We start from the raw sequence: 26,794 nt of genomic DNA, 5'->3' as shown, positions 1-26,794 counted from the left end.
CCGGCGGGGCTGGAGAAGGCCGACTGCGCGGCTGCGATCCAAGCCGCGCCCGCCGCAGCAGGGCTTTGCACCAGCTGGGTGAACGGCGTCAACGCCGACGCGGCCGCCGACGCCCCGGCATGGTAGCCGAACATCGCGGCCACATCCTGGGCCCACATTTGCTCATATTGGGCCTCTACGGCGGCGATCGCCGGCGCATTGAAACCCAGCAAGTTAGAGGTCACCAACGTCACCAGCTGAGAGCGGTTGGCTAGGATCGCGCCCGGATGAACCGTCGCGGCCAGGGTCGCCTCAAATGCGGCTGCTGTTAGCCGAGCCTGGCTGGCCGCCTGCCCCGCTTGCGCTCCCGTCGAGGCCAACCAACGCAGATAGCCTCCGGCCGCGTTCGCCATCGCCGCCGACGCTGGGCCCTGCCACGACGAATCCACCAGTGCCGATGTCACTGACGAGAACGCGGTTACCGCCGCACCTAATTCGCCGGCCAGCGCGTCCCAGGCCGCTGCCGCGGCGAGCATCGGTCCCGGCCCGGCACCACTGAATATCCGGGTCGAAATAATCTCCGGTGGCGATATTGAAAAATTCATCGCCGCAACCTCTCCCAGGTGGCCTATCGCGTATGGCCGCCCGCCGGCCACTGCCCGCGACAACCCGACGTGCGCCGGGACTTACCCTGTCGTCATCCAGTGGCGGATAACGCACCAGCATACGGTGGACGCGGTACGAGTTCAGGACTTTAGCAGAAAAATGACCACTGGTCATCGGACGCAATGTACAACTTCTTTACATTCGCCGATTGTTGTTCAACAACTCAATTGCTGGCGCGCAACGCGGCCTTCTCAATGTGATTTTCCGGCTCTCGCCACAACCGTGGTTGGACGCCGAGTGCCCGTGCCCGAACCCACCACGCTGCTTCGATGATGGCGGCTCCCAGCCCACCGATACCCAGCGCGAGCGATGTGACAGTGAGATTCGACGGGTCGAGAAAGAACTTCTCTTGTGTCAGCGGAAGACAGAAGATCACCAAATAGGCTAATCCAGAAATCATTACCAGTCCGACCCGCCACCACTGGTAGGGGCGCGCAACCACCGCGAGCACCCACAACGCGGTCACCAGCAGCGTGATGAGAGCAGCAGTGGACGCTTGCGTCCGCTCCTGCCAGGTCGCGTGACGGCCTGGGTAGGCGGCGATGTAGGAAACGAACGTCGCTACGCCGACAACCAGTCCGGATGGCAGCGCAGAGATCAATACGCGCTGGACGAAGCCCGGATAGGCACGCTCGTTGTTGGGCGCGAGCGACAGTATGAATGACGGGATTCCGATGGTGAACCAGGCCGCAATGGTGACGTGGATCGGCTGGAACGGATAAAGCAACGGATCGTGGCCCATCGGTTTAGCAAGCAGGCACGCGATACCCACCAGCAGCGCCAACAGCACCGAGTACACGGTCTTGGTCAAGAACAGGTTGGCGACTCGCTCGATATTGCCGATCACTCGGCGGCCTTCACCGACAACATACGGCAGGGTGGCAAACTTGTTGTCCAACAACACAATCTGCGCCACGGCGCGAGAGGCCGGGCTGCCCGCACCCATCGCGACGCCGATATCAGCGTCCTTGAGGGCCAGCACGTCGTTGACGCCATCGCCGGTCATTGCCACGGTGTGACCGTGAGACTGCAGGGCGTGCACGATGGCGCGCTTCTGATCGGGGCGCACCCTGCCGAAAGTTGTGTAGGAGTCCAGCGCCTCAGCCAGGTCCGCCGGCTCGGCGGGAAGGTGACGGGCGTCCATCGTTTCACCACGCAAACCGAGTTTGGCAGCGACCGCCCCGACCGACACCGCATTGTCGCCGGAGATCACTTTGACTGAAACACTCTGAGCAGCAAAGTATTCCAGCGTTTCCCGGGCGTCCGGCCGGGTTTTCTGCTCCAGCACTACTAGAGCTACCGGGACGACCGAGCCCGGGGCCCCGGGATCGTCCACCGCCACGTCCGAGGCGCCCAGTAGCAGAACGCGCAACCCTTGTGCCCCAATGTGCTCTGCGTGTTGGGCTACCTCCGATGTCGAATCAAGCAGGACGTCAGGGGCGCCGATCACCCAGTTGCCATGGCCGCGATAGGACACGCCACTCCACTTGGTTGCCGATTTGAAAGGTGCTGTTGCGCTGGCGATCCAGCCAGGCGGCGAATTGTAGGCCTCGGCGATCGCCTGCATGCTGGCGTTGGGACGGTCGTCGCCGGCAGCCAGCGCGGCCAGCAAATCCGTGACGTGCTCACGTTGTTCAGTGCCGAGTTCCTTTACCTCGGAGACCCGCATACCGGTCTCGGTCAGCGTGCCGGTCTTGTCGGCGCAGACCACGTCGACCCGCGCCAGCCCCTCGATAGCGGGCAGCTCCTGCACCAGGCATTGGCGCTGACCCAACCGGATGACGCCGACCGCGAAGGCAATCGACGTCATCAGCACCAGACCTTCGGGCACCATTGGCACCAGCGCGCCCACCATCCGCAATACCGACTCGCGCCAACCCGCGTTGGTGGTGAACAGCTGGGTATAGATGGTCAGCAGCCCCGCCGGTACCAACAAGTAGCTGACGAACCGCAGAATCCTGTTGATGCCGTTGCGCAGTTCGGACTTCACCAGAGTGAATTTGCTGGCCTCGGCGGCCAGTTTGGCTGCGTATGCGTCGTGGCCCACTTTGGTGGCGCGGTAGGCGCCGGTACCGGAGACGACGAAACTGCCTGACATCACCGCATCGCCGACGTCTTTGGCGATCGGGTCGGCCTCGCCGGTCAGCAGTGATTCGTCCACCTCGAGGTTGTTGTCTTCGACGACTTCGCCGTCGACGACGACTTGGTCCCCCGGACCGAGTTCGATGATGTCGTCGAGCACCACTTCGCTGGGCGGGAGCGTGCAAGTGCCGGATTGTCTGCGCACCAGAGGTTTTGCCTGCCCCAGGATCGCCAAATTGTCCAGCGTCTGCTTGGCCCGCAGCTCCTGGATCATGCCGATGACGCTGTTCGCGATGATGAGCAGGCCGAACAGCCCGTTGATCACCGAACCCGTCGCCAGCACGATGAGCAGCAGCACGCCCAGGATGGCGTTGATCCGGGTGAATACGTTGGCCCGGACAATCTGGGCGACGCTGCGGGTGGCCCGGGCCGGAATGTCGTTGCTCTTACCTTCGGCTAACCGTTGTGCGACTTGGGCTTCGGTCAAGCCGCCGGCGGCACTCATCGGGTGAAGGTTCCCAGTTTGTCGGTGTCGTAATACTCCAGGGTCACGGTGCTGTCAGCAAAAGTCGCCTTGGAAATCGAGCCGGGCAAGGCGTTTTCGGTTGACAACGGGAACGTGAAGGTGTCGCCGTCCCAGTGCGTCAGGGTGAACGTCTGTTTCTTTGGGCCCAGCGACAGCTCCAGCTGGCCGTAATGTTCGGTCACCGTTGCCGGACCCCAGTACTCGTTGGCATATACCCCAACGTAGTCGCTCAACGGTCTGGCCGGCGCAGGGCTGACCGGGGGCTGCTTGCCGACCAGCGATCCGTCGGGGTTGTTCATCGGGGCAAGTTGCTGCCTATATAGGTTCGCCCAGTCCTCGCGTATTTGGCCGTACTGCACAAGATCGACGAATTCGGCGGTCAACGTTTCCGGCACTCCGTAGGGCGCTGCGTTGGTCAGCGCGATGATGCCGAGGTCTTCCGATGGCAGCACCACGAAATTGGTGGCGGCCCCTAAACCGAAAGCGCCGGAGTGGCCGTATTGCGTGCGCCCGGCCGAGTTTACCGACGCAGTGAAGCCGTATCCATAGGAACCGGCCCGTGCTTGCGGCGACAGCGCGGCCGTCGAGATCACTTGCGGTGTGATGGCTGGCAGGAGTGCCTCCGGTGAGGTGATCTGCTTCCCGGTGTAGACGCCGTTGGCCAGCACCATGGCCAGCCAGCGGGTCATGTCGTTGAGCGACGAACTCACCCCGCCCGCGGGCGATTGGGCATCGGGATTGCGTTGGAACCTGGCCTCCCACCTGTCTCCGACTTTGATGTGGTTGACCGCATGGTTGGGCCTGGCCAGAAAATCGGAAAAACGTGAGCTGGTCGACGTCATCCCGAGCGGTTGGTAGAGCACCTCATCGGACAGCTCATCCCAGGGCTTGCCGGCCGCGGCAGCTACCGCGTTGGCGGCAGCGGTTACCCCAAAGTTGGTGTAGGCGTAGCTAATCCGATATGGAGCCAGTGGCAAGTACTTTAGCCGCTCCAGCACCTGCTGCCCGTCGTAACCCAGATCCTCCAACGCATCACCGGCATGGTCCGGCAGCCCGGAACGATGCGAGTAGAGATCGGCGATGGTCACATGATCGGTGACGTAGGGATCGCTGAGCGCAAACCACGGCAGTTTCGACGCGATGGGTGTGTGCCATGTGACCACGTTCGTGCTTACCTGATGTGCCACCACTGTCGCACCGATCGATTTGGACACCGATGCCAGCTGGAACACCGTGTCGGCGTCCACTTTGTTGTCTTGACCGTCGCCCTTGCTGACGTCTCTGACTCCGAAACCCTTGGTGTATAATGTTTTTCCACCGTGGACGACGGCCACGGCCATGCCGGGGACGCCACTGGCCCTCAACAGCTCGGCTACCAGGCCGTCGAGCTTTGCCACCGCTGCATCGATGCGGCCGGCGGGAATGTCGAGGCCGGAGAACTCGTTGGGCGGGAGTTTCGGCAGCCCGGACGGTGGATTGGATGCCGGCTGTGATGGACCGCAGCCAACCAGTACCAAGAACATCGTCACCAATGCGGCCGTCGCCGCGCGTCTAGTCATGGCCGCACCTTAGCGGCGCGACCAGAAAGGTACGAGCGCGCCGCGCGCGGCAGGAGGTGGCGCACGCGCCCCCTAAGAAATCAAAGCCGCCACCACGGGTTGAATCTCAACGGCGCTGTCGGATCAATCCGCTGACCGGGCAATGGCACGACAACGGGGACTTGCGCAGGTTCGGCCGCGGTCAGTAACCGCTCGACCGGCTCCGCCCACGGATGCGGCGCCAGCCGGAAGGTACCCCAATGAATCGGCACCAACAGCCCCGACTCAGTGATATCGAGATGGGCTCGGACTGCCTCCTCGGGGTTCATGTGGATGTCCGGCCACGCCGTGTTGTAGGCGCCGATAGGCATCAGAGTGAGGTCGAAGGGCCCGTAATCCGCACCGATCCGGGCGAAACTCTTGGTGTAGCCGGTGTCCCCGCCGAAGTACGCCCGATACGTGGGGCCGACGAACGCCCAGGACGCCCACAGCGTGTTGTTGCGGCTCATAAAGCGTCCCGAAAAGTGGCGCGCCGGCAGACAGATCAGGGTGAGCTCGTCGACCTGAGCGCTCTCGTTCCAATCAAGCTCAACGATGCGATGCTCCGGCATGCCCCACGACCTCAGGTGTGCGCCCACCCCGAGCGGCACGCAGAAAGGGGCCCGCTGACTGCGGACCAAGGCCTGCACGGTGTCGATGTCGAGATGGTCGTAGTGGTCATGGCTGATCACCACTGCGTCGACGGCCGGCAAACCCTCCAACTGCACCGGCGCCGGGTGCAGCCGCTGCGGCCCTACGAGATCCGACGGCGAACATCGGTTGCTCCACACCGGGTCGGTGAGCACCCGATAGCCGTCGATTTCTAGCAACGCCGTCGAGTGCCCGAACCAGCTGACGGCCAGCTGGCTGGCATCACCGCTGTAGATCTCCGGGGTAGCCAGCGGGATCGGCTTCGTGGGACGACTCCCCCCGCGATTGACCACCAACTCCCACCCGATCAGCCGTAATTCCTCGCGGTCCAACTGGAACATCGAGGCAGGGTCGAGGTTGACGAAAACTCCGTCGCGGAAATTGGGCGACCGCTGCGACACCGCCTGGATCGACTTAGGGTCGGCGCCCAACGCGGCCGGCGCGCCGTGCAGCGCCCGCACCAGCCAGCCGCCGGCGGCCAGCGACGCGGTGCCGGCAGCCAGCCGTAACGCTCGGCCCACCATGTCGATTACCCCCCCTGAAACCTCGGCGGCCGCTTCTCCACCCGAGCAACTTGCGCCTCGATCACATCCTGGCTGCCCCAGGCCTTGTCGAACAGCTCCTTGTGCTCCGGCCATGGTTCCTCAATGGAACCGTCGTCGTTGAGTACCCGCTTGGCGTGCTGAATAGCCAGCGGCGCCAAACCTGCGATCTCGGCGGCCCAAACCTGCGCGTCGGCCAGCGTCCCGATCCGGTTGGCCATCCCCGTGTGCAAGGCCATCTCGGCGGTCAGCTTCTCGGCGGTGAGCAGCATGGCGCGGGCTCGTCCGTGGCCGACCAGCGAGGAGAGACGTCGGATGCTCCAGTTGTCCAGCGCGAGGCCGTATTTCGATGTGGGGAATTGAAAGAACGCGTCGGGCGCGACCACCCGCAAATCGCACTGCATGGCCAGCTGCAGACCCGCGCCGATGGCCGGGCCATTGATGGCCCCGATGACGGGTATCAGCGTCGCGTCCATGACCCGGTGTAGCTCGACAAGCCGGTCGGGGTAGCCGGCGGCGAACGCGTCGCCGGATAGGTCTGCACCGGCGCAAAACGCCGTGCCCTGGCCGGTGAGCACTATCGCGCGGATTGACCCGTCGCCGGCCTTCAGGATGGCCTCCCGCAGTTCCTCCACGAGCTGGGAGTTGAGGGCATTACGGCGCTCCGGCCGTTGCAGCTCAATGGTTAGCACTGCTCCGGTGTGGGTGATACCGATCATTGCGTCAGCCTATATAGCCTCATCGGGTGAGTCGCATCACGATCGATGAACTGCGCGATGCGGTGCTGGACGAGAGATCGTTCGTCAGTTGGGATAGTGACCCGCTGCTGGTGCCGGCTTCGGATTCCTATGCGCGCGAGCTGGCCGAGGCCCGCGCCGCCACCGGCCACGACGAATCGGTAGTGACCGGGGAGGGACGTGTATTCGGGCGCCGGGTTGCTGTGCTGGTGTGCGACTTCAACTTCCTCGCCGGATCGATCGGGGTGGCAGCGGCGGAACGGATTACCGCCGCCGTGGAACGCGCCACCGCCGAGCACCTGCCGCTCCTGGCGTCGCCGAGCTCCGGCGGCACGCGTATGCAGGAGGGGACGGTCGCCTTCCTGCAGATGGTGAAGATCGCCGCGGCTGTCCGGCTGCACAAACAGGCACACCTGCCCTACCTGGTGTATTTGCGCCATCCCACCACCGGCGGGGTATTTGCATCATGGGGCTCGCTAGGCCATGTCACCGTCGCCGAACCGGGGGCATTGATCGGCTTCTTGGGTCCGCGGGTGTACGAGCTGCTCTACGGCGAACCCTTCCCCGCGGGTGTGCAAACCGCGGAGAACCTGCAGCGTAATGGAGTCATCGACGGCGTCGTCGGGTTGGACGAGCTAAGACGGATGCTGGATCGTGCGCTGACCGTACTTACCGATGCTCCCGAGCGGCCACCGGCACCTGGTCGACTCGGGTCGGTACCCGACGTGCCGGCGTGGGACTCGGTGGCGGCGTCGCGACGGCCGGACCGGCCGGGTGTGGGGCAGTTGTTGCGGTACGGCACAACTGACCGGGTGCCGCTGTCCGGCACTGGTTACGGAGAGGCGGCGACTACGCTGCTGGCGCTGGCCCGTTTTTGCGGCCAACCGGCGGTAGTACTCGGCCAGCAGCGAGCGGAGAGCGGCGTGGCCAGCACTGTCGGGCCGGCTTCGCTGCGGGAGGCGCGACGAGGCATGGCGCTGGCTGCCGAACTGCGGCTGCCGCTGGTCCTGGTGATCGACACCGCCGGACCCGCGTTGTCAGCCGAAGCCGAGCAGGGCGGACTGGCCGGGCAGATCGCCCAAAGCCTGGCCGAACTCGTCACGTTGGACACCCCGACGGTGTCGGTGCTGTTGGGCCAAGGTAGCGGTGGGCCGGCCTTGGCGATGGTGCCCGCCGATCGGGTGCTGGCTGCGCTGCATGGGTGGCTGGCACCACTGCCGCCGGAAGGCGCCAGTGCGATCGTCCACCGCGACACCTTTCATGCTTCCGAAATCGCAGCGGCGCAAGGCATTCGGTCGGCAGAACTGCTGGAAGCCGGGATCGTCGACGTCATTGTGCCGGAGTACCCCGACGCCGCAGCCGAGCCGGTGGAGTTTTCGCAACGACTGTCGCGCGCCATAGCCGCCGAGGTCCACGCGTTGCGTGGGCTGCCCGACGCCGCGCGCATGGCCGCCCGACTAGGGCGCTATCGCCGCATCGGACTACCCCCCGACACCTAACGAGAGCCGCGGCGCGCTAGCCGATCGCTGGCGACGCCCGGATTCCGAGAGCACGCAGGTTCGCGACCCTGGTACGGCCACGTTTCCATTCCTTCCACCGGATTTGACGCATACGCCGGCGAAACCATTCATCCAGATCGGAGAACCTCCGCTCGGTAGTGACCAAGCCGAAGTACCCCATCCATCCCCGGACGAATTGGTTGAGCTTCGTGATGCGGTACTGCATGGACACGCTCCACCGCTGCGACGTCAACGCCCGGATACGAGCCTTGGCCCGTTGCCACGCCTTCGGCGTGATCCGAATCTTGACCCCATCAGCGGTGAAGTAGAACCCGAATCCCAGCAACACAGCTGTCGTTGCTGGGTTGATCGAGGACTTGGCCCGGTTCACCTTCAACTTCAAACGCTGTTCCAGCAGCATGGTGCTCTGCTCAAGCACCCGCTCGGCCGCCCGCTTCGATTTCACGAAGACCCGGATATCGTCGGCGTAACGGACAAACCGATGCCCACGCACCCAGAACTCCTGATCAAAATCATCGAGCATGATGTTCGATAGCAACGGCGATAGTGGCGACCCCTGCGGGGTTCCCTCACTTACCGCCTGCCGCACACCGTCAGCCATGATCCCCGCTTCTACATAACGGCGGATCAGCTTCAACAGCCGCTTGTCTTTCACCTTGCGCGCAACCCGAGCCATAAGCCCGTCATGGTTGACCCGATCGAAGAACGCGTCCAGATCAACCTCAACCACCCACCGATACCCTTGCTCGATCACCAACCTGGCGACCTTGACCGCATCATGGGCGCTTTTGCCCGGCCGGAACCCATAAGAGACCGGCACAAACCCCGGATCAAACACCGGAACCAGCACTTGCGCGATAGCCTGCTGGATCAACCGATCCAGCACCGTCGGCACCCCCACTTTCCGTTGCCCGCCATCAGGCTTGGGAATCATCACCTGACGAACCAGCGACGGACGGTACGTACCCGCGTCCAACGCAGCCCTGACCTCGGCCCAATGCTCGCGACACCAGCCCCGCAACTCCTGCGTGCTCATACCGTCCACACCCGCCGCGCCCCGATTACGCTCGACACGTTCCAACGCGACCGTCAAGTTCTGTGCAGCAAATACCTGCACCCACAGCTCCTGACCGTCCCTGACGTTCTCCCCAGCACCCGCCGAACGACCACTACGCACAGCGGAAGGCCCTTCCGGATTCACCGGTCCCTCCATTCCGTCTGCCCCGCACACTGGCGGGTTGGCTGCGATCACCGCCGTCGTCACGAGAAGCGCTGCTTCAAACGTCAATTCCCAGCGTTCAGCCCTTCCCAGCCCACCTAATTCCCGCTGGTACTACGACCTCTGCTGACTTCTGCCCCATCAACACCGCCCTCACAGACCATGTCGCTTCGGCCAACGACCGACGCACTGGGACAGATCTCCCCAGATAAGAACATTCACTGTCCTCCTGCCCCCGCCGCATTTACACACCGACCGTTTCGGTGGAACGGGCTTCACCATCTTCGGCTGGCTCACCCCGACCGGCATGCCTCATATGCGATTCGTATTCCTCGGTGCAGGATTTCGTCTCCGGCTTCCTTCCCACCCCACCTCACGGTGACGCAGTTGCCATCAACTAGGAGTTAAACCACCTTCTCCTCCAGAGGACTCACACCTCCTAGCGAATGCCCATGCTGGGCGTACCGCAGAATCGCATCAAATCTGCGATTTTGATGCGATTCTGCGTCTGCTCGTGCAAGTGACTGGCCCGCGCCCCGGGGGCGTCCTCCCACCATGACGGGCAACAGTCAGGCAAAATGACCGTATGGACACTGGTGCGACTTCACCTCGGGTCTTGGTGGTCGACGACGACTCTGATGTGCTCGCCTCGCTAGAACGTGGTCTGCGGCTCTCCGGTTTCGAGGTATCGACCGCGGTCGATGGCGCCGAGGCCTTGCGCAGCGCCACCGAAACGCGACCGGACGCGATCGTGCTCGATATCAACATGCCCGTGCTGGACGGCGTCAGCGTCGTGACCGCGCTTCGGGCCATGGACAACGACGTCCCGGTATGCGTGCTGTCGGCGCGCAGCTCAGTGGACGATCGGGTCGCCGGCCTGGAGGCCGGCGCCGACGATTACCTGGTCAAACCGTTCGTGCTGGCCGAGCTGGTCGCGCGGGTCAAGGCATTGCTGCGCCGCCGCGGCGCCACCGCGACATCCTCGTCGGAAACCATCACGGTGGGTCCGCTGGAGGTGGACATCCCCGGCCGCCGGGCCCGGGTCAACGGCGTCGACGTCGACCTGACCAAACGCGAGTTCGACCTCTTGGCGGTGCTGGCCGAGCACAAGACGGCCGTGCTGTCGCGGGCGCAACTGCTCGAGCTGGTGTGGGGCTACGACTTCGCCGCCGATACCAATGTTGTCGACGTCTTCATCGGCTATCTGCGCCGCAAGCTGGAAGCCAACGGCGGTCCCAGGCTGCTGCACACCGTCCGCGGTGTCGGCTTTGTGCTCAGGATGCAGTAGGTGAACATCCTGTCGCGGATCTTCGCCCGGACGCCTTCGCTGCGGACCCGGGTGGTGGTCGCGACGGCAATCGGCGCCGCGATCCCGGTGCTCATCGTCGGAACGGTGGTGTGGGTGGGCATCACCAACGACCGCAAGGAACGGCTGGACCGCCGGCTCGATGAGGCCGCGGGTTTCGCGATCCCGTTTGTGCCGCGCGGCCTCGACGAGATCCCGCGGTCCCCAAACGACCAGGACGCCCTCATCACGGTGCGCCGCGGCGACCTGGTCAAGTCGAATTCCGACATCACGCTGCCCAGGCTGCAGAAAGATTACGCCGACACCTACATCGGGGGCGTGCGCTACCGGGTACGGACGGTGGAGATCCCGGGCCCTGAGCCGACGTCGGTGGCCGTGGGTGCGACCTATGACGCCACCATCGCCGAGACCAACAACCTGCACCGACGGGTGCTGTTGATCTGCGCCTTTGCCATCGGCGCGGCGACGGTGTTCGCCTGGCTGCTGGCTGTCTTCGCGGTACGTCCGTTCAAGCAGCTCGCCGAGCAGACCCGCTCGATCGACGCCGGCGACGAGGCGCCGCGGGTCGAAGTGCACGGCGCCAGCGAGGCCATTGAGATCGCCGAGGCGATGCGAGGCATGCTGCAGCGCATCTGGAACGAGCAAATCCGTACCAAGGAGGCGCTGGCTTCGGCTCGCGACTTCGCGGCGGTGTCCTCTCACGAATTGCGCACTCCGTTGACCGCGATGCGGACCAATCTCGAGGTGCTGGCCACCTTGGACCTGCCCGACGACCAACGCAAAGAAGTGCTCAACGATGTGATCCGCACCCAGTCTCGCATCGAAGCCACCCTGAGCGCTCTGGAGCGGCTCGCCCAGGGTGAATTGTCGACGTCGGACGACCATGTGCCGGTTGACATCACCGAGCTGCTCGACCGAGCGGCCCACGATGCCATGCGGATCTATCCTGACCTTGACGTTTCGCTGGTGCCGTCGCCGACCTGCATCATCGTGGGGTTGCCGGCCGGGTTGCGTCTTGCCGTCGACAACGCCATCGCCAACGCGGTCAAACACGGTGGCGCCACCCGAGTTCAGTTGTCCGCGGTCAGTTCACGGGCCGGCGTCGAGATCGCCATCGACGACAACGGCACCGGAGTGCCCGAGCACGAGCGACAGGTGGTGTTCGAGCGCTTCTCCCGGGGGTCGACAGCCTCCCATTCGGGATCCGGTCTGGGACTGGCTTTGGTGGCGCAGCAGGCCCAGCTGCACGGTGGGACCGCATCCCTGGAGATCAGTCCACTTGGCGGAGCGCGGCTACTGCTGAAGCTTCCGGCTCCGACTTAGGACAGCGCTAATCCGAGTCGCTACTTCCTGCGGGCGCTCTTACTCCACGCCGTGAAGAAGGCCCGCGCGGCAGCAGCCTCGTCCTGGAACCACACCTGCGCGTCGGTGGCGTCGTAGCTGGGATCGTCAGGGGTGTAGTAAAGCCTGGTATCAGTGCGGCCTTTGATCAGCCAGCCCTCTGGTCCGCTGCCATCGGTGTCAGCACGAGCCGAGCCCGGGCCGTACGGCGCAAAGCGCGCCGCCGGCCTCTGGTGCGTCGGTGATTCGGTCACGGCCGCGATTTGTTCGGCCCAAGCTTGAGCAGTTGTCGGAATATGCTGACTCGCCAGCCCTTGCGAATGCAGGGGCTCCGCCTTTCTTACACCACTTGGCTGGGCTTTCGCTACCTTTCGGGCGGTCGTTATCTTCTTCGTGGGTACGGCTTTTCGGGCGCCGACCTTCTTGGTGGGCGCGAGTGCCAAAGCGGTTTTGCGGACCGGCCGCTGCGCCGCGAGGGATGGCTGATCTGCCGATACTTCAGCGGGGACTTGGGATTTCGCGGGGCTGACCATCAGTGCGAACGTCAGCGCCATGCCGAGCACGAAGGCCAGGCCGATCAACCACCAGTGCACCTGGCCTGTCACGGCGCTGTCCCTGTCTCCTGCGACGCATCCGCCGCGTCTTTTTTTGCTTCGGCGCCGCGGCGCTGAAAAAAGACCGTGGCGACCGCCCACGAAACCGCCGAGCCAGCCGCGAAGGCAACCAGGTAGTACAACCACTGGATGATGAAATCCACGCTGAATACTCCTTAGTTGACCACGATTTCAACGCGGCGATTCTTGGTGCGACCCTCGGGTGTGTCGTTGCTGGCTATCGGATTGCTCGAACCAAGACCCTTGGCGGTGATGTGATTGCCGGCAACCCCTTGGGAAACGAGGAAGTCGGCGACCATCGTGGCTCGCTGGGTGCTCAGCGGAATATTGATGCCTGCACTGCCCCCGTCATCGGTGTAGCCGTTTAGGGTCACGCGTGCGCCCGGACAAGCCTTGAGCATGCCGGCTACTTGGGTCAAGATCCGGTTGTCGGCTGGGGTCAGGCTGACTCCGTCGTTGCCAAAGACGATCGGACCGCCCGTCACAGCATTGATCGCCGTTTGCAGGTCCGCACATGGGCCGGCAGCGCCTGGCGTTGGTGTTTGGCTCTTGATCTCAATCTTGTTGGTCACGTCTACGCCCGGCCATGCGGTTTTCGCCGCACGTTCGACTGCGTCTTTCTGCTCGGCCGATGCGGCAGTTCCCGACAAGGTGATGGTGTCCATCTCGACCCTGAGATTGAAGTCCGGGATAGTCGCGCTGGCGGTGAAAACCGGTTCCGCGTTTGAGAAGTCAAGAGCGCGGACAATGGGATCGATACGGATCTGGTCGATGACGCCGACACCCGGAGTCACCACGTTTTTCAGCGCCGCCATCAGCGCTGCCTTGGCATCGTCATCGGGAAAATCGCCGATGAGGGTAATGGTATTGCCGCTGCGGCTAATTGAAAGCAGCGATAACGGCGAGCTCGGAACGCTTGGCGTGCTGCTCGTCGGGGCAAGAGTCGGCAGGTTTCCGGTGGGCCCGGTAACGGACATCGGGCGCTCGAACGCACCATGACCGATCACGGCGATCAGCAACGGGATAACCGCCAGACCGATCAGCCAGGCAACCCCAAGCGCACGCCGTTGAGATTTTGGAGGTTTGCGCGCATCGGTGGGTGTGGGCGATAGGTCTGTGCCCGATTGGGTATCCACCACCGCTCCTCCCTGGCGTCGCTGAAAAAACATGTCTGCCCCTCGGCGATATGCAGCCTACCGAGTCGGCGCCGATGCACCTGCTCAGTTCGGGCAGACTGGAGCGATGGGTAACGGCAGGAAACCGACGGACACGGATTTGCTGGGGCGGCAGCGGCGGGCTTGGCGTGAAACCGGTGGCGGCCCGCGCAGCTAGCATCCCAGGCTGCGGCCGATACCACCATGCAAAACTTCGATGTCGTCGTCGTGGGCGGCGGTCACAACGGCTTAGTCGCGGCAGCCTACCTGGCCCGAGCCGGATTGCGGGTGCGGTTGCTGGAGCGGTTGCCACACGTTGGCGGTGCCGCGGTGTCGGCGCACGCATTCCAGGGCGTCGACGTCCGTCTGTCGCGCTATTCGTATCTGGTCAGCTTGTTGCCGCCGCGCATAGTCCATGACCTGGGTGCGCAGGTGCGGTTGGCCCGGCGAACTTTTTCGTCGTATACCCCTGATCCGGCCACGTGCGGGCGTTCCGGTCTGCTGGTCGGGCCACAGAACGCAGCCAGGTTCGCCGCGATTGGCGCCGCCGGCGACGAGCGCGGGTTCGCCGCGTTCTACCGCATGTGTCGACTGGTGACCGAACCGCTGTGGCCGATGCTGGTCGAGCCCTTACCTACCCGGGCGCAGGCTCGCCGCAGAGTCACCGACTGCGGTCATGGTCAGGCGGCTAACGCGTGGCGGGCCATGATCGAAGAGCCGATCGGACAGGCCATAACCGAGGCGGTAGAGCACGACCTGGTTCGCGGGGTGATCGCTACCGACGCGCTGATCGGCACTTTCGCTCGCATGGACGCTCCATCGCTGATGCAGAACATCTGCTTGCTGTATCACCTCCTGGGTGGGGGTACCGGCACCTGGGACGTCCCGATCGGCGGCATGGGTTCGCTGACCTCGGCCCTGGCCACCGCAGCCGCTCGCCACGGTGCCGAATTAGTTACTGGCGCAGAGGTTTTCGCAATTCAACCGACCGGAGAGGTGCACTACCGCAGTAACGACGACGAGCATCGGGTCCGGGGACGGTTCGTGCTGGCCGGAGTGACACCGGCGGTGCTCGCTCGCCTGCTAGGGGAACCCGAACCGATACTGGCCCCGGGCGCGCAGGTCAAGGTGAACATGGTGCTGCGACGACTACCCCGGCTGCGCGACGCCGGCGTCACACCCGAACAAGCCTTCGCGGGAACGTTTCACGTCAACGAGACGTGGAACCAGTTGGACGCTGCTTATTGCCGCTCAGCCGGCGGAGAGTTGCCCGCTCCACTGCCGTGCGAGGCGTACTGCCATTCGCTGACCGACCCGAGCATCCTGTCGGCCGGGCTGCAGGACTCCGGAGCGCACACCATGACGGTGTTCGGCTTGCACACACCGCACTCGGTCTTCGCCGACGCATCGCGCGATCAACTCACCGCGGCAGTGCTGGCGTCGCTGAACTCAGTTCTGGCCGAACCAATTCAGGACGTGCTCATGACCGACGCGAGTGGCAGCCCGTGCGTCGAGACCGCGACTACCCTGGACCTGCAGCACACGCTGCAGATGACCGGCGGCAACATCTTCCACGGCGCGCTGTCCTGGCCGTTTGCCGAGGACGACGAGCCGCTGGACACGCCGGCTCGCCAATGGGGGGTAGCCACTGACCACCACAGCATCATGCTGTGCGGCTCGGGCGCCCGCCGGGGCGGCGCGGTGTCGGGTATCGGCGGGCACAACGCCGCTATGGCGGTGTTGGCGCATCTCGACTAGGGCTCGACTAGAGCCCGACTAACGACCGTCTAACGACCGTCTATGGCGACGTAGTCGCGCTCGGTATAGCCGGTGTAGATCTGGCGCGGACGGCCTATCTTGCTGTCGCCCTCGTCATGCATTTCGCGCCAGTGCGCGATCCAGCCGGGCAACCGACCCAAGGCGAACAGCACCGTAAACATCCGCACCGGGAAACCAAGGGCCCGGTAGATCAGCCCGGTATAGAAGTCGACGTTCGGGTAAAGCTTGCGCTCGACGAAGTAGTCGTCGGTCAACGCGGCCTCTTCGAGCTCCTTGGCGATGTCCAGCAGCGGGTCGCCGCCGAGCTTGGCCAGGATCTTGTCGGCCTGTTCCTTGACGATCCGGGCGCGCGGGTCGTAGTTCTTGTAGACGCGGTGACCGAAACCCATGAGTTTCACCCCGGCCTCGCGGTTTTTCACCTTGCGGACGAACTCGCCGACGTCGTCGCCGCTGTCGCGGATCTGCTCGAGCATCTCGAGCACGGCCTGGTTGGCGCCGCCGTGTAGCGGTCCCCACAGCGCGTTGATGCCTCCGGAGATGGAGGTGAACAGATTCGCCCGCGACGAGCCCACCAGCCGCACCGTCGACGTCGAACAGTTCTGCTCGTGATCAGCGTGCAGGATGAACAGCATGTCCAGCGCGCGGACTACCTCGGGGTCGGCCTGGTAGGGCTCGGGCGGGAACCCGAACGTCATCCGCAGGAAGTTCTCCACCAGCGTCAGTGAGTTGTCCGGGTAGAGGAACGGTTGGCCTACCGACTTCTTGTAGGCGTAGGCGGCGATGGTGGGCAGCTTGGCCAGCAACCGGATTGTGGACAGCTCAACCTGGTTGTTGTCCATCGGGTCCAGCGCATCCTGGTAGTACGCCGATAGCGCGTTGACCACACTGGACAGCACCGGCATCGGGTGTGCGTTGCGCGGAAAGCCGTCGAAGAACCGCTTCAGGTCCTCGTGCAGCATGGTGTGGCGCTGGATGCGGCCGGTGAATTCGGCCAGCTGGTCAGGGGTGGGTAGCTCGCCGTAGATCAGCAGGTAGGAGACCTCGATGAAGGTCGACTTCTCCGCCAGCTGGTCAATCGGGTAACCGCGATAACGCAGGATGCCGGCGTCGCCGTCGATGTAGGTGATGGCGCTCTTGCACGAAGCAGTGTTCACAAAGCCGACATCGAATGTGGTGTAGCCGGTCTTGGATAGCAGCGGACCGAGCGAAATCCCGTCTGCGCCTTCAGTGGCATGGGCGATCTGCAAGTCGATCTCGCCCCCCGGGTACTTCAGAGTTGCGGTGTCGTCGGTGTCGGCCACGAGAACCCCTTTGCGCTCTGGCTGGTAATGGCTGCCTCACACGGTGCGTATAGGTGAAGGTAGTCGTTGGCACCACGAAGCGCCTGCCCGGGGTCAGATCTGCCTACTCCGCGGTGATCGGTCGGCCGACGACTCGATCGACGCGACCCCGTCGCGGAGGTGCCGGTCCGATCAGGATCGTACTTCTCGACATCCCCCGCGTCGGGCTTCTTCAACTCCGGTTTCAACGCCGGTTTCTTGCGTATACGTTTCCAGCCCGCTCCCCGGACCCACGCCATCTGGCCGTGCTGAAACACCCCGGCCCGGCCAGGACCACGTACCACCCGCTCGCGCCCCCGGGGAAGGGGGGCCGGTTCACCTCCGCTCTCCGGATGTGGATCAGGCGGCCAACAGGTACCACGAGAAGATGGTCGAAGCATCGGCGCTGCGGCCAGCTCCAGCCCCATTGGCCGACCCGCAAGTGGTGAAATGTGATCTCGGTCTCCTCGATGTCTTTGCGCAGCACCAAGCGGCTGACCTGCCTACCCTCGGCGAAGATGGCAAGCACCATGGCGTGGTTCGGCCACCCCGGCTGGTTCGGCGTCGTGAATCCACTTGCGGAACAACGCAAGAGCCGGCCCACATTCAGGTCGGGGCCGCCGTCCTTTCTCGACGGACCCGTACTCCAGCCACGTGGCCGCCACATGTTATTCGGCAGATTCGGGCATCATGTCAACGCGACTCGGGCGGCGCTACCGGCCGGTAGCGGCGGCACCGCGTTGGGGTGCAACAATCTGCCCATGACTGCGGTTCCGGAGGATTTTGTCCCAGGCCTAGAAGGCGTCGTGGCCTTCACCACTGAGATTGCCGAGCCGGATAAAGACGGCGGAGCGTTGCGTTACCGCGGCGTCGACATCGAGGACCTGGTGAGTCAACGAGTCACCTTCGGCGACGTATGGGCGCTGCTGGTGGACGGGGAATTCGGGCACGGACTGCCGCCGGCTGAGCCGTTTCCGCTGCCGATCCATACCGGCGACGTCCGTGTCGATGTGCAGGCTGGACTGGCGATGCTGGCGCCCATCTGGGGATATGCACCCTTGCTCGACATCGACGATGCCACCGCCCGCGAACAGCTGGCAAGAGCGTCGGTAATGGCGCTGTCCTACGTCGCCCAATCCGCCCGCGGCATCTATCAACCTGCGGTGCCGCAGCGAATCATCGATGAATGCTCAACGGTGACAGCACGTTTCATGACCCGCTGGCAAGGCGAGCCCGATCCCAGGCATATCGACGCCATCGACGCCTACTGGGTGTCGGCCGCCGAGCACGGCATGAACGCCTCAACCTTCACCGCACGGGTGATCGCCTCGACCGGGGCCGATGTGGCCGCGGCGCTGTCCGGCGCGATCGGCGCGATGAGCGGACCGCTGCACGGTGGGGCGCCGGCCCGCGTCTTGCCAATGCTGGAGGAGGTCGAGCGCACCGGGAATGCCCGCGGCCTGGTCAAGGCCATCCTGGACCGCGGCGACAAGCTGATGGGATTCGGGCACCGCGTCTATCGGGCCGAGGACCCACGGGCCCGGGTTCTGCGCGCGACCGCCCAACGGCTGGGTGCACCGCGTTATGAGGTTGCGCTCGCGGTCGAGCAGGCAGCGCTGACCGAGCTGCGCGAGCGCCGCCCCGACCGGGCGATCGAGACCAATGTCGAATTCTGGGCCGCGGTCATCCTCGACTTCGCCCGGGTGCCGGCCAACATGATGCCGGCAATGTTCACCTGTGGGCGCACCGCCGGCTGGTGCGCCCACATTCTCGAACAAAAGCGGCTCGGCAAGCTGGTCCGCCCGTCGGCCATCTACGTCGGACCGGGACCACGCAGCCCGGAATCTGTCGTGGGCTGGAACCAGGTTCTCACCACCGCCTAAGAGTCCCGCCGCCCGTCGCACTTTAGGGACCCACATTGTCGGCGACGTAATGGAAGGCAACCATCACCGGGCTGTGATCCGAGAGCGGCTGGCCGTTGGAATTGAAGAAGTTCGGCGCCTCATTGCTGTAGCCGATGGCTTGCAGCGTTACTCCGGGACTGCCGCGGTAAAAGATCTTCTCGAGTAGCTCGCATTGGTTGCCGACCATGCAGGTGGGGGCGAACGGTGGTGTGGTGGGACCGCCTTGCACCTGGACCCACGCATCGGTGAGAGTGTTGTCCGACGCGAAGTTGACGAGTGCGCTTTGGTCGTCGGAGTAGAACGCGTTGAAATCACCTGCGACGATGACGGCGCGACCGGCAGACCTGGAGCGAAGTTTGCCGACTCACGCGACATGTTGTCAATACCTGTCCTCGGCTTAGCTGATTGCGCTCACTGAGTGCTGCAGGTGCACAGTGTCGTCGACACCAAGACGCGCGCTGTGCGCGAGGGCGCTCGTCTACCAACTCAGGCGAGCCTTCGCGATCCTGGCTGGATTTCGTTTCGGCGTCGCTGAACCCGTCGACAGGTAACCACCCTGGTGGTCATTGCGCCCTGAAGATCGGGGGACTTCGGCCCGGCTTGGTGTGACATCCGAGTTCCGTTGTGATGGAATCGTTTTCGTGGTGGTACAGAACAGCTCTCATGTTGAGACGTAATCTCGTTCTCAGATCGAAACCGAAAAGTGTTCGTGGTCAACCAGTCCCGAATGGGGATGCGACAGGATTAGTCGGCGTTCGCGGCCCGACCCTGAACATTGACCTCCGCTCCAGCCAGCTCCCACGGTTGTCGATCAGATCCTGCAGTAGGACTGGTTATCCCGCGCTCGGAGTGATGCAGTTCGTGGCCCGATGCGGCCGGTAGCAACCAGCGAGGATAGAGCTTCATGTCGTAACCGCTATGCGTGATGACCATGGCGGTCGTGTTGGTCACCGCATGGGCGATCACCACGAGCGGATGCGCCCCGATCAGCAACGGTAGAAGATAGAGGCACAGCATCATCATCAAGCCTTCGATGGGATGTACGACAAAGTTGGTCCAAATTGTCAACGGCGACTGGACACGATGGTGCAGGTAGTGGACCTTCTGAAACACCAAGCGACTACCGTGTTCTAAGCGATGCCACCAGTAGGTCAGAAATTCGCCGATCACCATGAAGCAGACGAGTTGCGCGATAAAGACCCGCACCGTCGGGCGCAGCGCTTGGCACTTCGGCCGTCCAGGTCCTGAATTATGTAGGTGGACATGATGCCAAGCCAGACCGGCGGCTGCCTTGGCGGAAATCTTTTGGTAGATCGCAACATCGACTATCGAAAAGCCGATGCCGGTCAGCAAGACAACCGCAACCACGGCCGGCAAGAAGTACAAGGGAATTCGAAAAACCCCACACCCCAGCAGGCGCAACATCGCATCCCATATCGGTTGCAGCGGCGATACCTGGTTCATGGATCTGCTCCTAACTATCTGTGGGGTCGGTCATCAAGCGGCGTGCCGCAGTCCGCAACTCTTCGGTGCAGCGCTCGACGGTGATGTCGCCGACACCGAGCAATGCCAAATCGGCGAAAAAGACTCGGCCAAGCAGCGTCATCGACGGATCAAGTGACGCCGGCATCTCCTCGACGGCACCGGCCAACAGCGCCCGAAACATTTCGCGCACACCTAGCGGGAAGTCGTCGGCGACCGGGCCCTGCGCCAATACCGACGCCATAGTCGCCCGCGGCATCGGCAAATCCGACGCTGCTTCCTGGACTACTTGCTCAATGGCGATGTCGATGGCATTCACCGGCTCGGCAGTTGCCGGATGGCCTGCGGAATACGCGCCGCAACCTCGTGACCCCAAGCCAGCGCGGCCTCGCACACCACGTGTTCCTTGGACGCGAAATAGCGATACGTCGTCGCCCTCGATACGCCGGCTGTGGTGGCGATCATCTCCATGCCCACGGCTTCGTGGCCATGTGCGCGAATCAGTTGGCGCGCGGCCGCAAGAAGCCGTGCGCGCACCTCAATCTGGCGCGCGCCCGAAGCGGCGTTCAACACGTCTCATCAGCTAATTGTCCTTCGACCGGCGACTTCGGTGGCCGGTATTGCTGTCGGGGCGCCGCGTTAGTCTCCCGATGCGCGATGAGAATCGCCGCCGCGCTCGGTCAGTATCGGTAAGCCCAGCGCGGGCGATACCAATTACCTAGAGGAGCAATCATCATGGCCATCAGCATCGAACCCGCCCTGTCACCGCACCTGGTCGTCAGCGACGCCGCCGCCGCGATCGACTTTTATGTCAAAGCGTTCGACGCCGTCGAGCTGGGTCGGGTGCCCGGTCCCGATGGCAGGCTGATCCATGCCGCGCTGCGGATCAACGGCTTCATGGTGCTGCTTAACGACGACTTTCCGGAGATGTGTGGCGGTAAGTCGATGACCCCGCAGGCGCTGGGGGGAACTCCGGTCACCATCCATTTGACCGTCACCGACGTCGACGCCAAGTTCCAGCGGGCGCTCGACGCCGGCGCCACCGTGGTCATGCCGCTGGAAGACCAGTTCTGGGGCGACCGCTACGGGGTAGTCGCCGACCCGTTCGGTCACCACTGGTCGCTGGGACAGCCGGTCCGCGAGGTCAGCATGGAGGAGATCCAAGCGGCGATGTCGGCTCAGGCGAGCAGCTAGCCGCACTAACCCAACGCACGCAGCCGCGTCAGCAGGCGACGTCGCAGTGGCGGTGTCTGCCGCGCGGCGGCGGCCGCGGCGATCATGTCGGCGACGTCGGTGAATTTGTTGCGCGGCCGGCCTTCGTCCCTGCCACGCAGAATTTCGGCGGCGTCGATGGCACGCCATCCCGCGGCGTCGATGGCCTGTGGTTGCCGGGCAGCCACCAGGCTGTTCAGCTCCGCCGGCTTGCTCACCGGGTCGGTCAGCTTGCCCGCATTGAAGTCGGCTACCAGCGCCTGCACGGTTTGCAAGGAGCAGGATTTGTTCGTCCCGATAAACCCGGTCGGGCCGCGCTTGATCCACCCCGCCACGTAGGCGCCGGGGACCACCTGCCGGGTGTCCGGGTCGATGACTCGCCCACCATCGTTCGGCACGACTGCCGCCGGCTCCGCAAAGGGCAGGTCACGCAGTCGCTTTGCGCGGTAGCCAATCGACGTCAGCACCAAACCAGCGTCGAGCCTGCGCCGCTCGTCGGTGCCGGTAACCGAGAACTCGACGCCGGTCGCGCGCGCCTGGCCCAGGACCCGCTCAGGCGTAAGCTGATAGGCCAGCTGGATACGCGGGCGGGCGGTGGCGTCCGACGCGTCGCCCAGGGTGCTCAAGATCTCTAGCTTGGCTTTGGTCAACCGGGCCGAAGCGGTTGCCAGATCGTCGAGGACCCGCTGGTGGTCGTCGGGGTTCAGCACCACGGCACACGCGGCAGTAAGCCCGACCAACTCCGGCAGGGTGAAGGCCGAGTGAGCGGGTCCGCGGCGGGCGGCGATGACCACCTCACGGACCGCCGAACGGCGAAGCGCTTGCAGCGCGTGATCAGAGATGTCAGTACGGGCCAGCTCGGCCGGGTCGGTGGTGAGCATGCGCGCCACGTCGAGGGCGACATTGCCGTTGCCGATGATCACCACGCGTTCGCGGCCGAGATCGACTGGCAGATCTGCGAAGGCGGGGTGCCCGTTGATCCAGGCAACCAACTCGGTAGCGGTGCCGGTGCCCGGCAGGCCCATCCCCTCGATATCAAGCCGACGGTCGTGGGAGGCTCCGACCGCGTACAGCACGGCGTGGTGGTGGGCCAACAAATCGGTGTGCGTCAGATGCTTGCCGATCTCGACGTTGAGGTAGAACCGGAACCGGTCATGGCGCGCGACTCGGTCGAACAGTGTGGCGACCCGCTTGGTGTCCGGGTGATCCGGTGCCACCCCGGTGCGTATCAGCCCGTAGGGCGTGGGCAACTTCTCGAAAACATTGACGTGCACGCGAGGTTGGACCAGGAGCTCGTCGGCGGCATACAGCGCCGCGGGTCCGGATCCGACGATGGCCACGGTCAGCGGGTGGCGCCGGGCATGCACCTCGGCTGCCGGAATCACCGGTGCCAGCTTGGACGTCGGCGGTAGCTTCACCTCGGCGGGCCGCTTAGGGTAATACGACGCGTTGATTTCGATGAATGGCAATTGCCTCGAATCCAGCTTGCTCGCTGCAGAAATCGCTCCGACGGGGCAGGCACTGACACAGGCGCCGCAGTCCACGCACGCCACCGGATCGATATAGAGCATCTCCGACGTGGCAAATTCTGGCTCGTCCGGCGACGGGTGAATGCAATTAACCGGGCACGCGAAGACGCATGACGCGTCGTTGCAGCATGACTGGGTGATGACGTGCGGCATAAAGGATTACGCGGCCGGCACGGTCACCAGGTGCTGACGCTGCGGCTCGCTGCGGTAGCGCGACGGCTCGCCATTAATCTTGCATAGCCGCCACATCAGCCGGGCCAGGCGACTTTCCATCAATCCGGTGTCGTAAGCCAGCATCCGCACGTCGGCGAACATGTCACGCAACCACTTCCGCGACTGCGGCGACCGGAAGAACAACTCCTTCTTCACCTCACGCGGGATGTCGAATTCCTTCCAGAACGCCTTGGGCGGCAACACGATCGCGTTACACAGCATCCGCATGGTCAGCGGGAAGTACAACGACGTCCAGAATCGCTGCCGCTTAGTCAACTGCGGCAACCGCTTACGCAGGAACTCATGCGCGAAGGAGATATGCCGAGCTTCCTCGGCCACGTGAATCGCCATCACTCGCTCCATGATCGGATGCAGCGACTTGCCTTCGCGGAGAACGTTTTTCTGCGTATGGTCGATGGGCTCCTCGCCTGCGAGTACCCCGATGAAGAAGGCCACCGGCAGCGGGCCGGCCGCCAGCGGAATGAACGGAGAAATCCAACGCAGCGCCCGTGGCATTCCCGGAACGTCGGCGCCGACGCGGTTGACCATCTCCTGAAACATCATGGTGTGGTTGCACTCTTCAACGGATTCGTGCAGGCAATACCGATACTCCGGCGATCCGTTGGGCACCCAGAACGTGTAGTTCATCAAGCCTCGGATCAGGATGGATTCGAAGTGCAGACCGACCTTGGCCACATTGGCCTGGCGCCACATGCCGATCTTGATTTTGCGTTCATCCGGCTGCGCCTGGTACCAGGGGTGGCGGCCCAACGGATCAGATGCCGGGAGGATCCACCGGGGATCGTTGTCGGTGACAGCAAACTCCGGTGACTCCCAATCGATATCGGTGTACGGGCTGAAATTCCGCCGCACAGACCCCTCGGACAGTGTGGCGAGCATCTCCACGTACTCGGTGTCGTCCCGAACCTCCATCTTGCGGCGCCAACGCCGGACCGTGCGCGTCCTGTCCACCTTGAACCCTCCCCACTGAGGCTTACCTTCGGACGTGTAAAACACGGTACCGCTGGTACTGGGAATTTTCCAGACCTGCAGGCGCCACTGGGTAGCAGCACCCAGTTGTCGTGAAATGTGCGCTGGCTCACAGCAGCCGCCCGGCAGCAGTTATGACGGCCCGCCTGATGGCCGGTCGGATGCTGCTCACTACCCTGATTGCCATGGCTGACCAGCTCCCGACTGCCCTGCAGATCCCCGCAGACCTCAAACCCCGCGACGGCCGCTTCGGCTGCGGCCCGTCAAAGGTCCGGCCCGAACAATTGCACGCGCTGACTACTACCGCAGCGGCATTGTTCGGTACTTCGCACCGGCAAGCGCCGGTCAAGAATCTGGTGGGCCGGGTGCGCACCGGGCTGGCCGAACTCTTCGCACTGCCCGACGGTTACGAGGTGATTTTGGGCAACGGTGGCGCGACGGCGTTCTGGGACGCGGCCGCCTTCGGGCTCATCGACAAGCGTTCGCTGCACCTGGCCTATGGCGAGTTCAGCTCGAAGTTCGCTTCAGCGGTGGCCAAGAACCCGTTCGTCGGTGACCCGATCATCATCAAGACCGATCCGGGCAGCGCGCCGGAGCCGCAAGCCGACCCGTCGGTGGATGTGATCGCCTGGGCTCACAACGAGACGTCGACCGGGGTGGCGGTGCCGGTACGACGACCCACCGACTCGGCCGACGCGTTGGTCGTCATTGATGCCACCTCTGGCGCTGGCGGCCTGCCGGTCGACATCACCGAGGCGGATGCCTATTACTTTGCGCCGCAAAAGAACTTCGCCAGCGACGGGGGCCTCTGGCTGGCCCTGATGAGTCCGGCTGCATTGGCCCGTGTCGAGTCCATCGCCGCGTCGGGCCGGTGGGTTCCCGACTTCCTCTCGCTACCGATCGCGATCGAAAACAGCGTCAAGAACCAAACGTACAACACCCCGGCCATCGGCACGCTGGCGCTGCTGGCCGAGCAGATCGATTGGCTGTTGGGCAACGGGGGGCTGGACTGGGCGGTCAAAAGGACCGCGGACTCCGCACAGCGGTTGTATTCGTGGGCGCACGAGCGGCCATACACCACGCCGTTCGTCACCAACCCGGACCTACGCTCGCAGGTGGTGGGCACCATCGACTTCGTCGGTGACGTCGACGCCGCGGCCGTCGCCAAAACCTTGCGGGCAAACGGCATCGTCGATACTGAGCCGTACCGCAAGCTGGGCCGCAACCAGTTGCGCGTCGCGATGTTCCCGGCAGTGGAACCCGATGACGTCAGTGCGCTCACACAGTGCATCGATTGGGTAGTCGAGCGCCTTTAACCCGGTCGTTATCGGCTCGCAACCATCCAGCGTGTCAGCACGGGAGTAGGCGTTCGCTGCATTAAAGTGCGCACTTAACAGGTCCGGTGCTGGCCTGCACGGAGCCTGCGAGGAGAAGCCATGCGGGAACTCAAAGTGGTGGGGCTCGACGCCGAGGGCAAACACATCCTGTGCGAGGGCGCCAGCTCAGCCGAGAAGTTCCGGCTGCCCGCCGATGATCGACTGCGAGCAGCCCTCAACGGCAAAGCCTTACCTCCTGAGCAGCCTCAGCTGGACATCGAAGTGACCAACATGTTGAGCCCCAGGGAGATTCAAGCCCGGATCCGCGCCGGGGCATCCGTCGAACAGGTAGCAGTTTCGTCGGGCTCCGACATCGCACGCATCCGGCGTTTTGCCCACCCGGTATTGCTCGAACGTTGGCGCGCCGCCGAGCTGGCAACGGCCGCCCATCCCATGCTGGCCGACGGTCCCGCGGTGCTGACTCTGCTGGAGACCGTCACCGCAGCGCTGCTGACGCGTGGTCTCAACCCGGACAAACTTAGTTGGGACGCCTGGCGCGACGAAGACGGGCGCTGGACAGTGCAGCTTTCGTGGCAGGCCGGCCGTTCCGACAACCTCGCACATTTTCGCTTCACTCCCGGGGCACACGGCGGCACAGTCACCGCTATAGATAGGGCGGCCAGTGAGCTGATCGACCCCAACTTCAAACCGCGACAGCTGGCTCCGGTGGCCCACCTTGCCTTCGACGAGCCGGCGAAGCCAACACCGACGCCGCCGGTGGAGCCACCGAATCACCGACGGGGCAAGCCGGTCATTCCGGCGTGGGAAGACGTGCTGCTTGGCGTGCGCTCAAGTGGCCAGCGCTAGCAGCGCCAACCACCCCACCGCTACCCCGAATCCCGCGCCCAGGACAAACCAGCGCAACACGAGCGTGTGCCGCCAGCCCCACAGCGTCGGGGCGAGTCCGCCGACGGCAACCACATTGAGGCCCACCGCCAACAGCGGGTGCACACGGATCAGCCCCAGGCTGAGCACGATCACGCCAACTGCGATAACCGCGGCGACGAACGCGGCCACCGCCAAACCCGTTGCCCACGGCACAGATTGGTCACGCCGGTCGGGCTCTAGGGTCACGC

General features: G+C 64.1%; 24 protein-coding genes and 1 pseudogene. 8 read left to right on the top strand and 17 right to left on the bottom strand.

The genetic code is table 11. The features are described 5' to 3' along the window. From F0Q45_RS11800 to F0Q45_RS11780, 5 genes are all read right to left on the bottom strand, one after another. Nucleotides 1-584: PPE family protein (locus F0Q45_RS11800; protein WP_149654130.1), on the bottom strand; the 584-nt coding region annotated here is incomplete at its 3' end. Nucleotides 585-808: 224 nt separating this feature from the next. Then, complete coding sequence (locus tag F0Q45_RS11795) at nt 809-3,232, bottom strand: cation-translocating P-type ATPase (protein ID WP_149654129.1); 2,424 nt, start codon at nt 3,230-3,232, stop codon at nt 809-811. Beyond that, entirely contained in the window at nt 3,229-4,812 is a 1,584-nt protein-coding gene (locus F0Q45_RS11790; protein ID WP_149654128.1) for a serine hydrolase, read from the bottom strand. Before F0Q45_RS11790 ends, F0Q45_RS11795 begins: the two co-directional genes overlap by 4 nt. 80 nt (nt 4,813-4,892) lie before the next feature. Continuing rightward, nucleotides 4,893-6,005 carry an MBL fold metallo-hydrolase gene (locus tag F0Q45_RS11785; RefSeq protein ID WP_149654127.1) on the bottom strand — a complete coding sequence of 371 codons (1,113 nt, stop codon included), beginning with the start codon at nt 6,003-6,005 and terminating at the stop codon, nt 4,893-4,895. Between the two features lie 5 nt (nt 6,006-6,010). Beyond that, nucleotides 6,011-6,742, bottom strand: a complete 732-nt coding sequence (locus tag F0Q45_RS11780) for an enoyl-CoA hydratase (protein ID WP_149654126.1) — start codon at nt 6,740-6,742, stop codon at nt 6,011-6,013. 26 nt (nt 6,743-6,768) lie between these two features. Between F0Q45_RS11780 and F0Q45_RS11775 the strand changes: the two genes are divergently transcribed. Further along, entirely contained in the window at nt 6,769-8,259 is a 1,491-nt protein-coding gene (locus tag F0Q45_RS11775) for an acetyl-coenzyme A carboxylase carboxyl transferase subunits beta/alpha (protein ID WP_149654125.1), read from the top strand. Between the two features lie 16 nt (nt 8,260-8,275). On the opposite strand, the gene ltrA is transcribed toward F0Q45_RS11775, so the two are convergent. Continuing rightward, entirely contained in the window at nt 8,276-9,544 is a 1,269-nt protein-coding gene (gene ltrA / locus F0Q45_RS11770; protein WP_262490958.1) for a group II intron reverse transcriptase/maturase, read from the bottom strand. A 541-nt stretch (nt 9,545-10,085) separates the two neighbouring features. On the opposite strand from ltrA, the gene prrA reads away from it, so the two are divergent. Both prrA and prrB read left to right on the top strand, forming a co-directional pair. Beyond that, complete coding sequence (prrA, locus tag F0Q45_RS11765; protein ID WP_068233786.1) at nt 10,086-10,787, top strand: two-component system response regulator PrrA; 702 nt, start codon at nt 10,086-10,088, stop codon at nt 10,785-10,787. Further along, nucleotides 10,788-12,128 (top strand): two-component system sensor histidine kinase PrrB, encoded by a 1,341-nt coding sequence (gene prrB, locus F0Q45_RS11760; protein WP_149654124.1) that lies wholly within the window; start codon nt 10,788-10,790, stop codon nt 12,126-12,128. It begins immediately after the preceding gene. A gap of 20 nt (nt 12,129-12,148) precedes the next feature. On the opposite strand, the gene arfC is transcribed toward prrB, so the two are convergent. The 3 genes from arfC to arfA are packed head-to-tail and all read right to left on the bottom strand — an operon-like array spanning nt 12,149 to nt 13,929. Beyond that, nucleotides 12,149-12,751, bottom strand: coding sequence for a channel accessory protein ArfC, sunset domain variant (arfC, locus tag F0Q45_RS11755; RefSeq protein WP_444875258.1), 603 nt, complete (start codon nt 12,749-12,751; stop codon nt 12,149-12,151). Next, complete coding sequence (arfB, locus tag F0Q45_RS27645; RefSeq protein WP_188112895.1) at nt 12,748-12,903, bottom strand: channel accessory protein ArfB; 156 nt, start codon at nt 12,901-12,903, stop codon at nt 12,748-12,750. Before arfB ends, arfC begins: the two co-directional genes overlap by 4 nt. A gap of 12 nt (nt 12,904-12,915) precedes the next feature. After that, nucleotides 12,916-13,929, bottom strand: a complete 1,014-nt coding sequence (gene arfA, locus F0Q45_RS11750; RefSeq protein ID WP_373424962.1) for a channel-forming protein ArfA/OmpATb — start codon at nt 13,927-13,929, stop codon at nt 12,916-12,918. A 189-nt stretch (nt 13,930-14,118) separates the two neighbouring features. Between arfA and F0Q45_RS11745 the strand changes: the two genes are divergently transcribed. Continuing rightward, nucleotides 14,119-15,672, top strand: a complete 1,554-nt coding sequence (locus F0Q45_RS11745; RefSeq protein WP_149654122.1) for a phytoene desaturase family protein — start codon at nt 14,119-14,121, stop codon at nt 15,670-15,672. Between the two features lie 29 nt (nt 15,673-15,701). On the opposite strand, the gene F0Q45_RS11740 is transcribed toward F0Q45_RS11745, so the two are convergent. Further along, a complete protein-coding gene (locus F0Q45_RS11740; RefSeq protein WP_149654121.1) occupies nt 15,702-16,994 on the bottom strand; it encodes a citrate synthase in 1,293 nt (430 codons plus the stop codon). Nucleotides 16,995-17,773: 779 nt separating this feature from the next. Here F0Q45_RS11740 and F0Q45_RS11735 point away from each other — a divergent pair. After that, nucleotides 17,774-18,895 carry a citrate synthase 2 gene (locus tag F0Q45_RS11735; protein ID WP_149654120.1) on the top strand — a complete coding sequence of 374 codons (1,122 nt, stop codon included), beginning with the start codon at nt 17,774-17,776 and terminating at the stop codon, nt 18,893-18,895. Nucleotides 18,896-18,917: 22 nt separating this feature from the next. On the opposite strand, the pseudogene F0Q45_RS11730 reads toward F0Q45_RS11735, so the two are convergent. The 4 genes and pseudogenes from F0Q45_RS11730 to F0Q45_RS11715 form a co-directional block, all read right to left on the bottom strand. Next, a pseudogene (locus tag F0Q45_RS11730) lies at nt 18,918-19,271 on the bottom strand (endonuclease/exonuclease/phosphatase family protein); the annotation flags it as partial. Between the two features lie 389 nt (nt 19,272-19,660). After that, nucleotides 19,661-20,380 carry a sterol desaturase family protein gene (locus tag F0Q45_RS11725; RefSeq protein WP_149654119.1) on the bottom strand — a complete coding sequence of 240 codons (720 nt, stop codon included), beginning with the start codon at nt 20,378-20,380 and terminating at the stop codon, nt 19,661-19,663. 10 nt (nt 20,381-20,390) lie between these two features. After that, nucleotides 20,391-20,717 (bottom strand): hypothetical protein, encoded by a 327-nt coding sequence (locus F0Q45_RS11720; protein WP_149654118.1) that lies wholly within the window; start codon nt 20,715-20,717, stop codon nt 20,391-20,393. After that, nucleotides 20,714-20,971, bottom strand: a complete 258-nt coding sequence (locus F0Q45_RS11715; protein ID WP_149654117.1) for a TetR/AcrR family transcriptional regulator — start codon at nt 20,969-20,971, stop codon at nt 20,714-20,716. Before F0Q45_RS11715 ends, F0Q45_RS11720 begins: the two co-directional genes overlap by 4 nt. 162 nt (nt 20,972-21,133) lie before the next feature. On the opposite strand from F0Q45_RS11715, the gene F0Q45_RS11710 reads away from it, so the two are divergent. Further along, a complete protein-coding gene (locus tag F0Q45_RS11710; RefSeq protein ID WP_149654116.1) occupies nt 21,134-21,592 on the top strand; it encodes a VOC family protein in 459 nt (152 codons plus the stop codon). Between the two features lie 5 nt (nt 21,593-21,597). Here F0Q45_RS11710 and F0Q45_RS11705 read toward each other — a convergent pair whose 3' ends face one another. Next, on the bottom strand, nt 21,598-23,292 hold the full coding sequence (locus tag F0Q45_RS11705; RefSeq protein ID WP_149654115.1) for an FAD-dependent oxidoreductase: 1,695 nt from the start codon (nt 23,290-23,292) through the stop codon (nt 21,598-21,600). 6 nt (nt 23,293-23,298) lie between these two features. After that, a complete protein-coding gene (locus F0Q45_RS11700) occupies nt 23,299-24,324 on the bottom strand; it encodes an AurF N-oxygenase family protein (RefSeq protein WP_149654114.1) in 1,026 nt (341 codons plus the stop codon). A gap of 203 nt (nt 24,325-24,527) precedes the next feature. Between F0Q45_RS11700 and serC the strand changes: the two genes are divergently transcribed. Next, a complete protein-coding gene (gene serC, locus F0Q45_RS11695) occupies nt 24,528-25,658 on the top strand; it encodes a phosphoserine transaminase (protein ID WP_149654113.1) in 1,131 nt (376 codons plus the stop codon). Between the two features lie 120 nt (nt 25,659-25,778). Beyond that, nucleotides 25,779-26,525 (top strand): septation protein SepH, encoded by a 747-nt coding sequence (sepH, locus tag F0Q45_RS11690; RefSeq protein ID WP_149654112.1) that lies wholly within the window; start codon nt 25,779-25,781, stop codon nt 26,523-26,525. Here sepH and F0Q45_RS11685 read toward each other — a convergent pair. Beyond that, a complete protein-coding gene (locus F0Q45_RS11685; protein ID WP_149654111.1) occupies nt 26,508-26,792 on the bottom strand; it encodes a DUF2537 domain-containing protein in 285 nt (94 codons plus the stop codon). The genes sepH and F0Q45_RS11685 overlap by 18 nt on opposite strands. Nucleotides 26,793-26,794 lie beyond the last annotated feature (2 nt).

This window comes from Mycobacterium simiae (assembly GCF_008370645.1).
Lineage (GTDB): Bacteria > Actinomycetota > Actinomycetes > Mycobacteriales > Mycobacteriaceae > Mycobacterium > Mycobacterium simiae_A.
The sequence above is the reverse complement of the archived record's forward strand: the minus strand, read 5'-3'. Positions and strand labels throughout refer to the sequence as shown.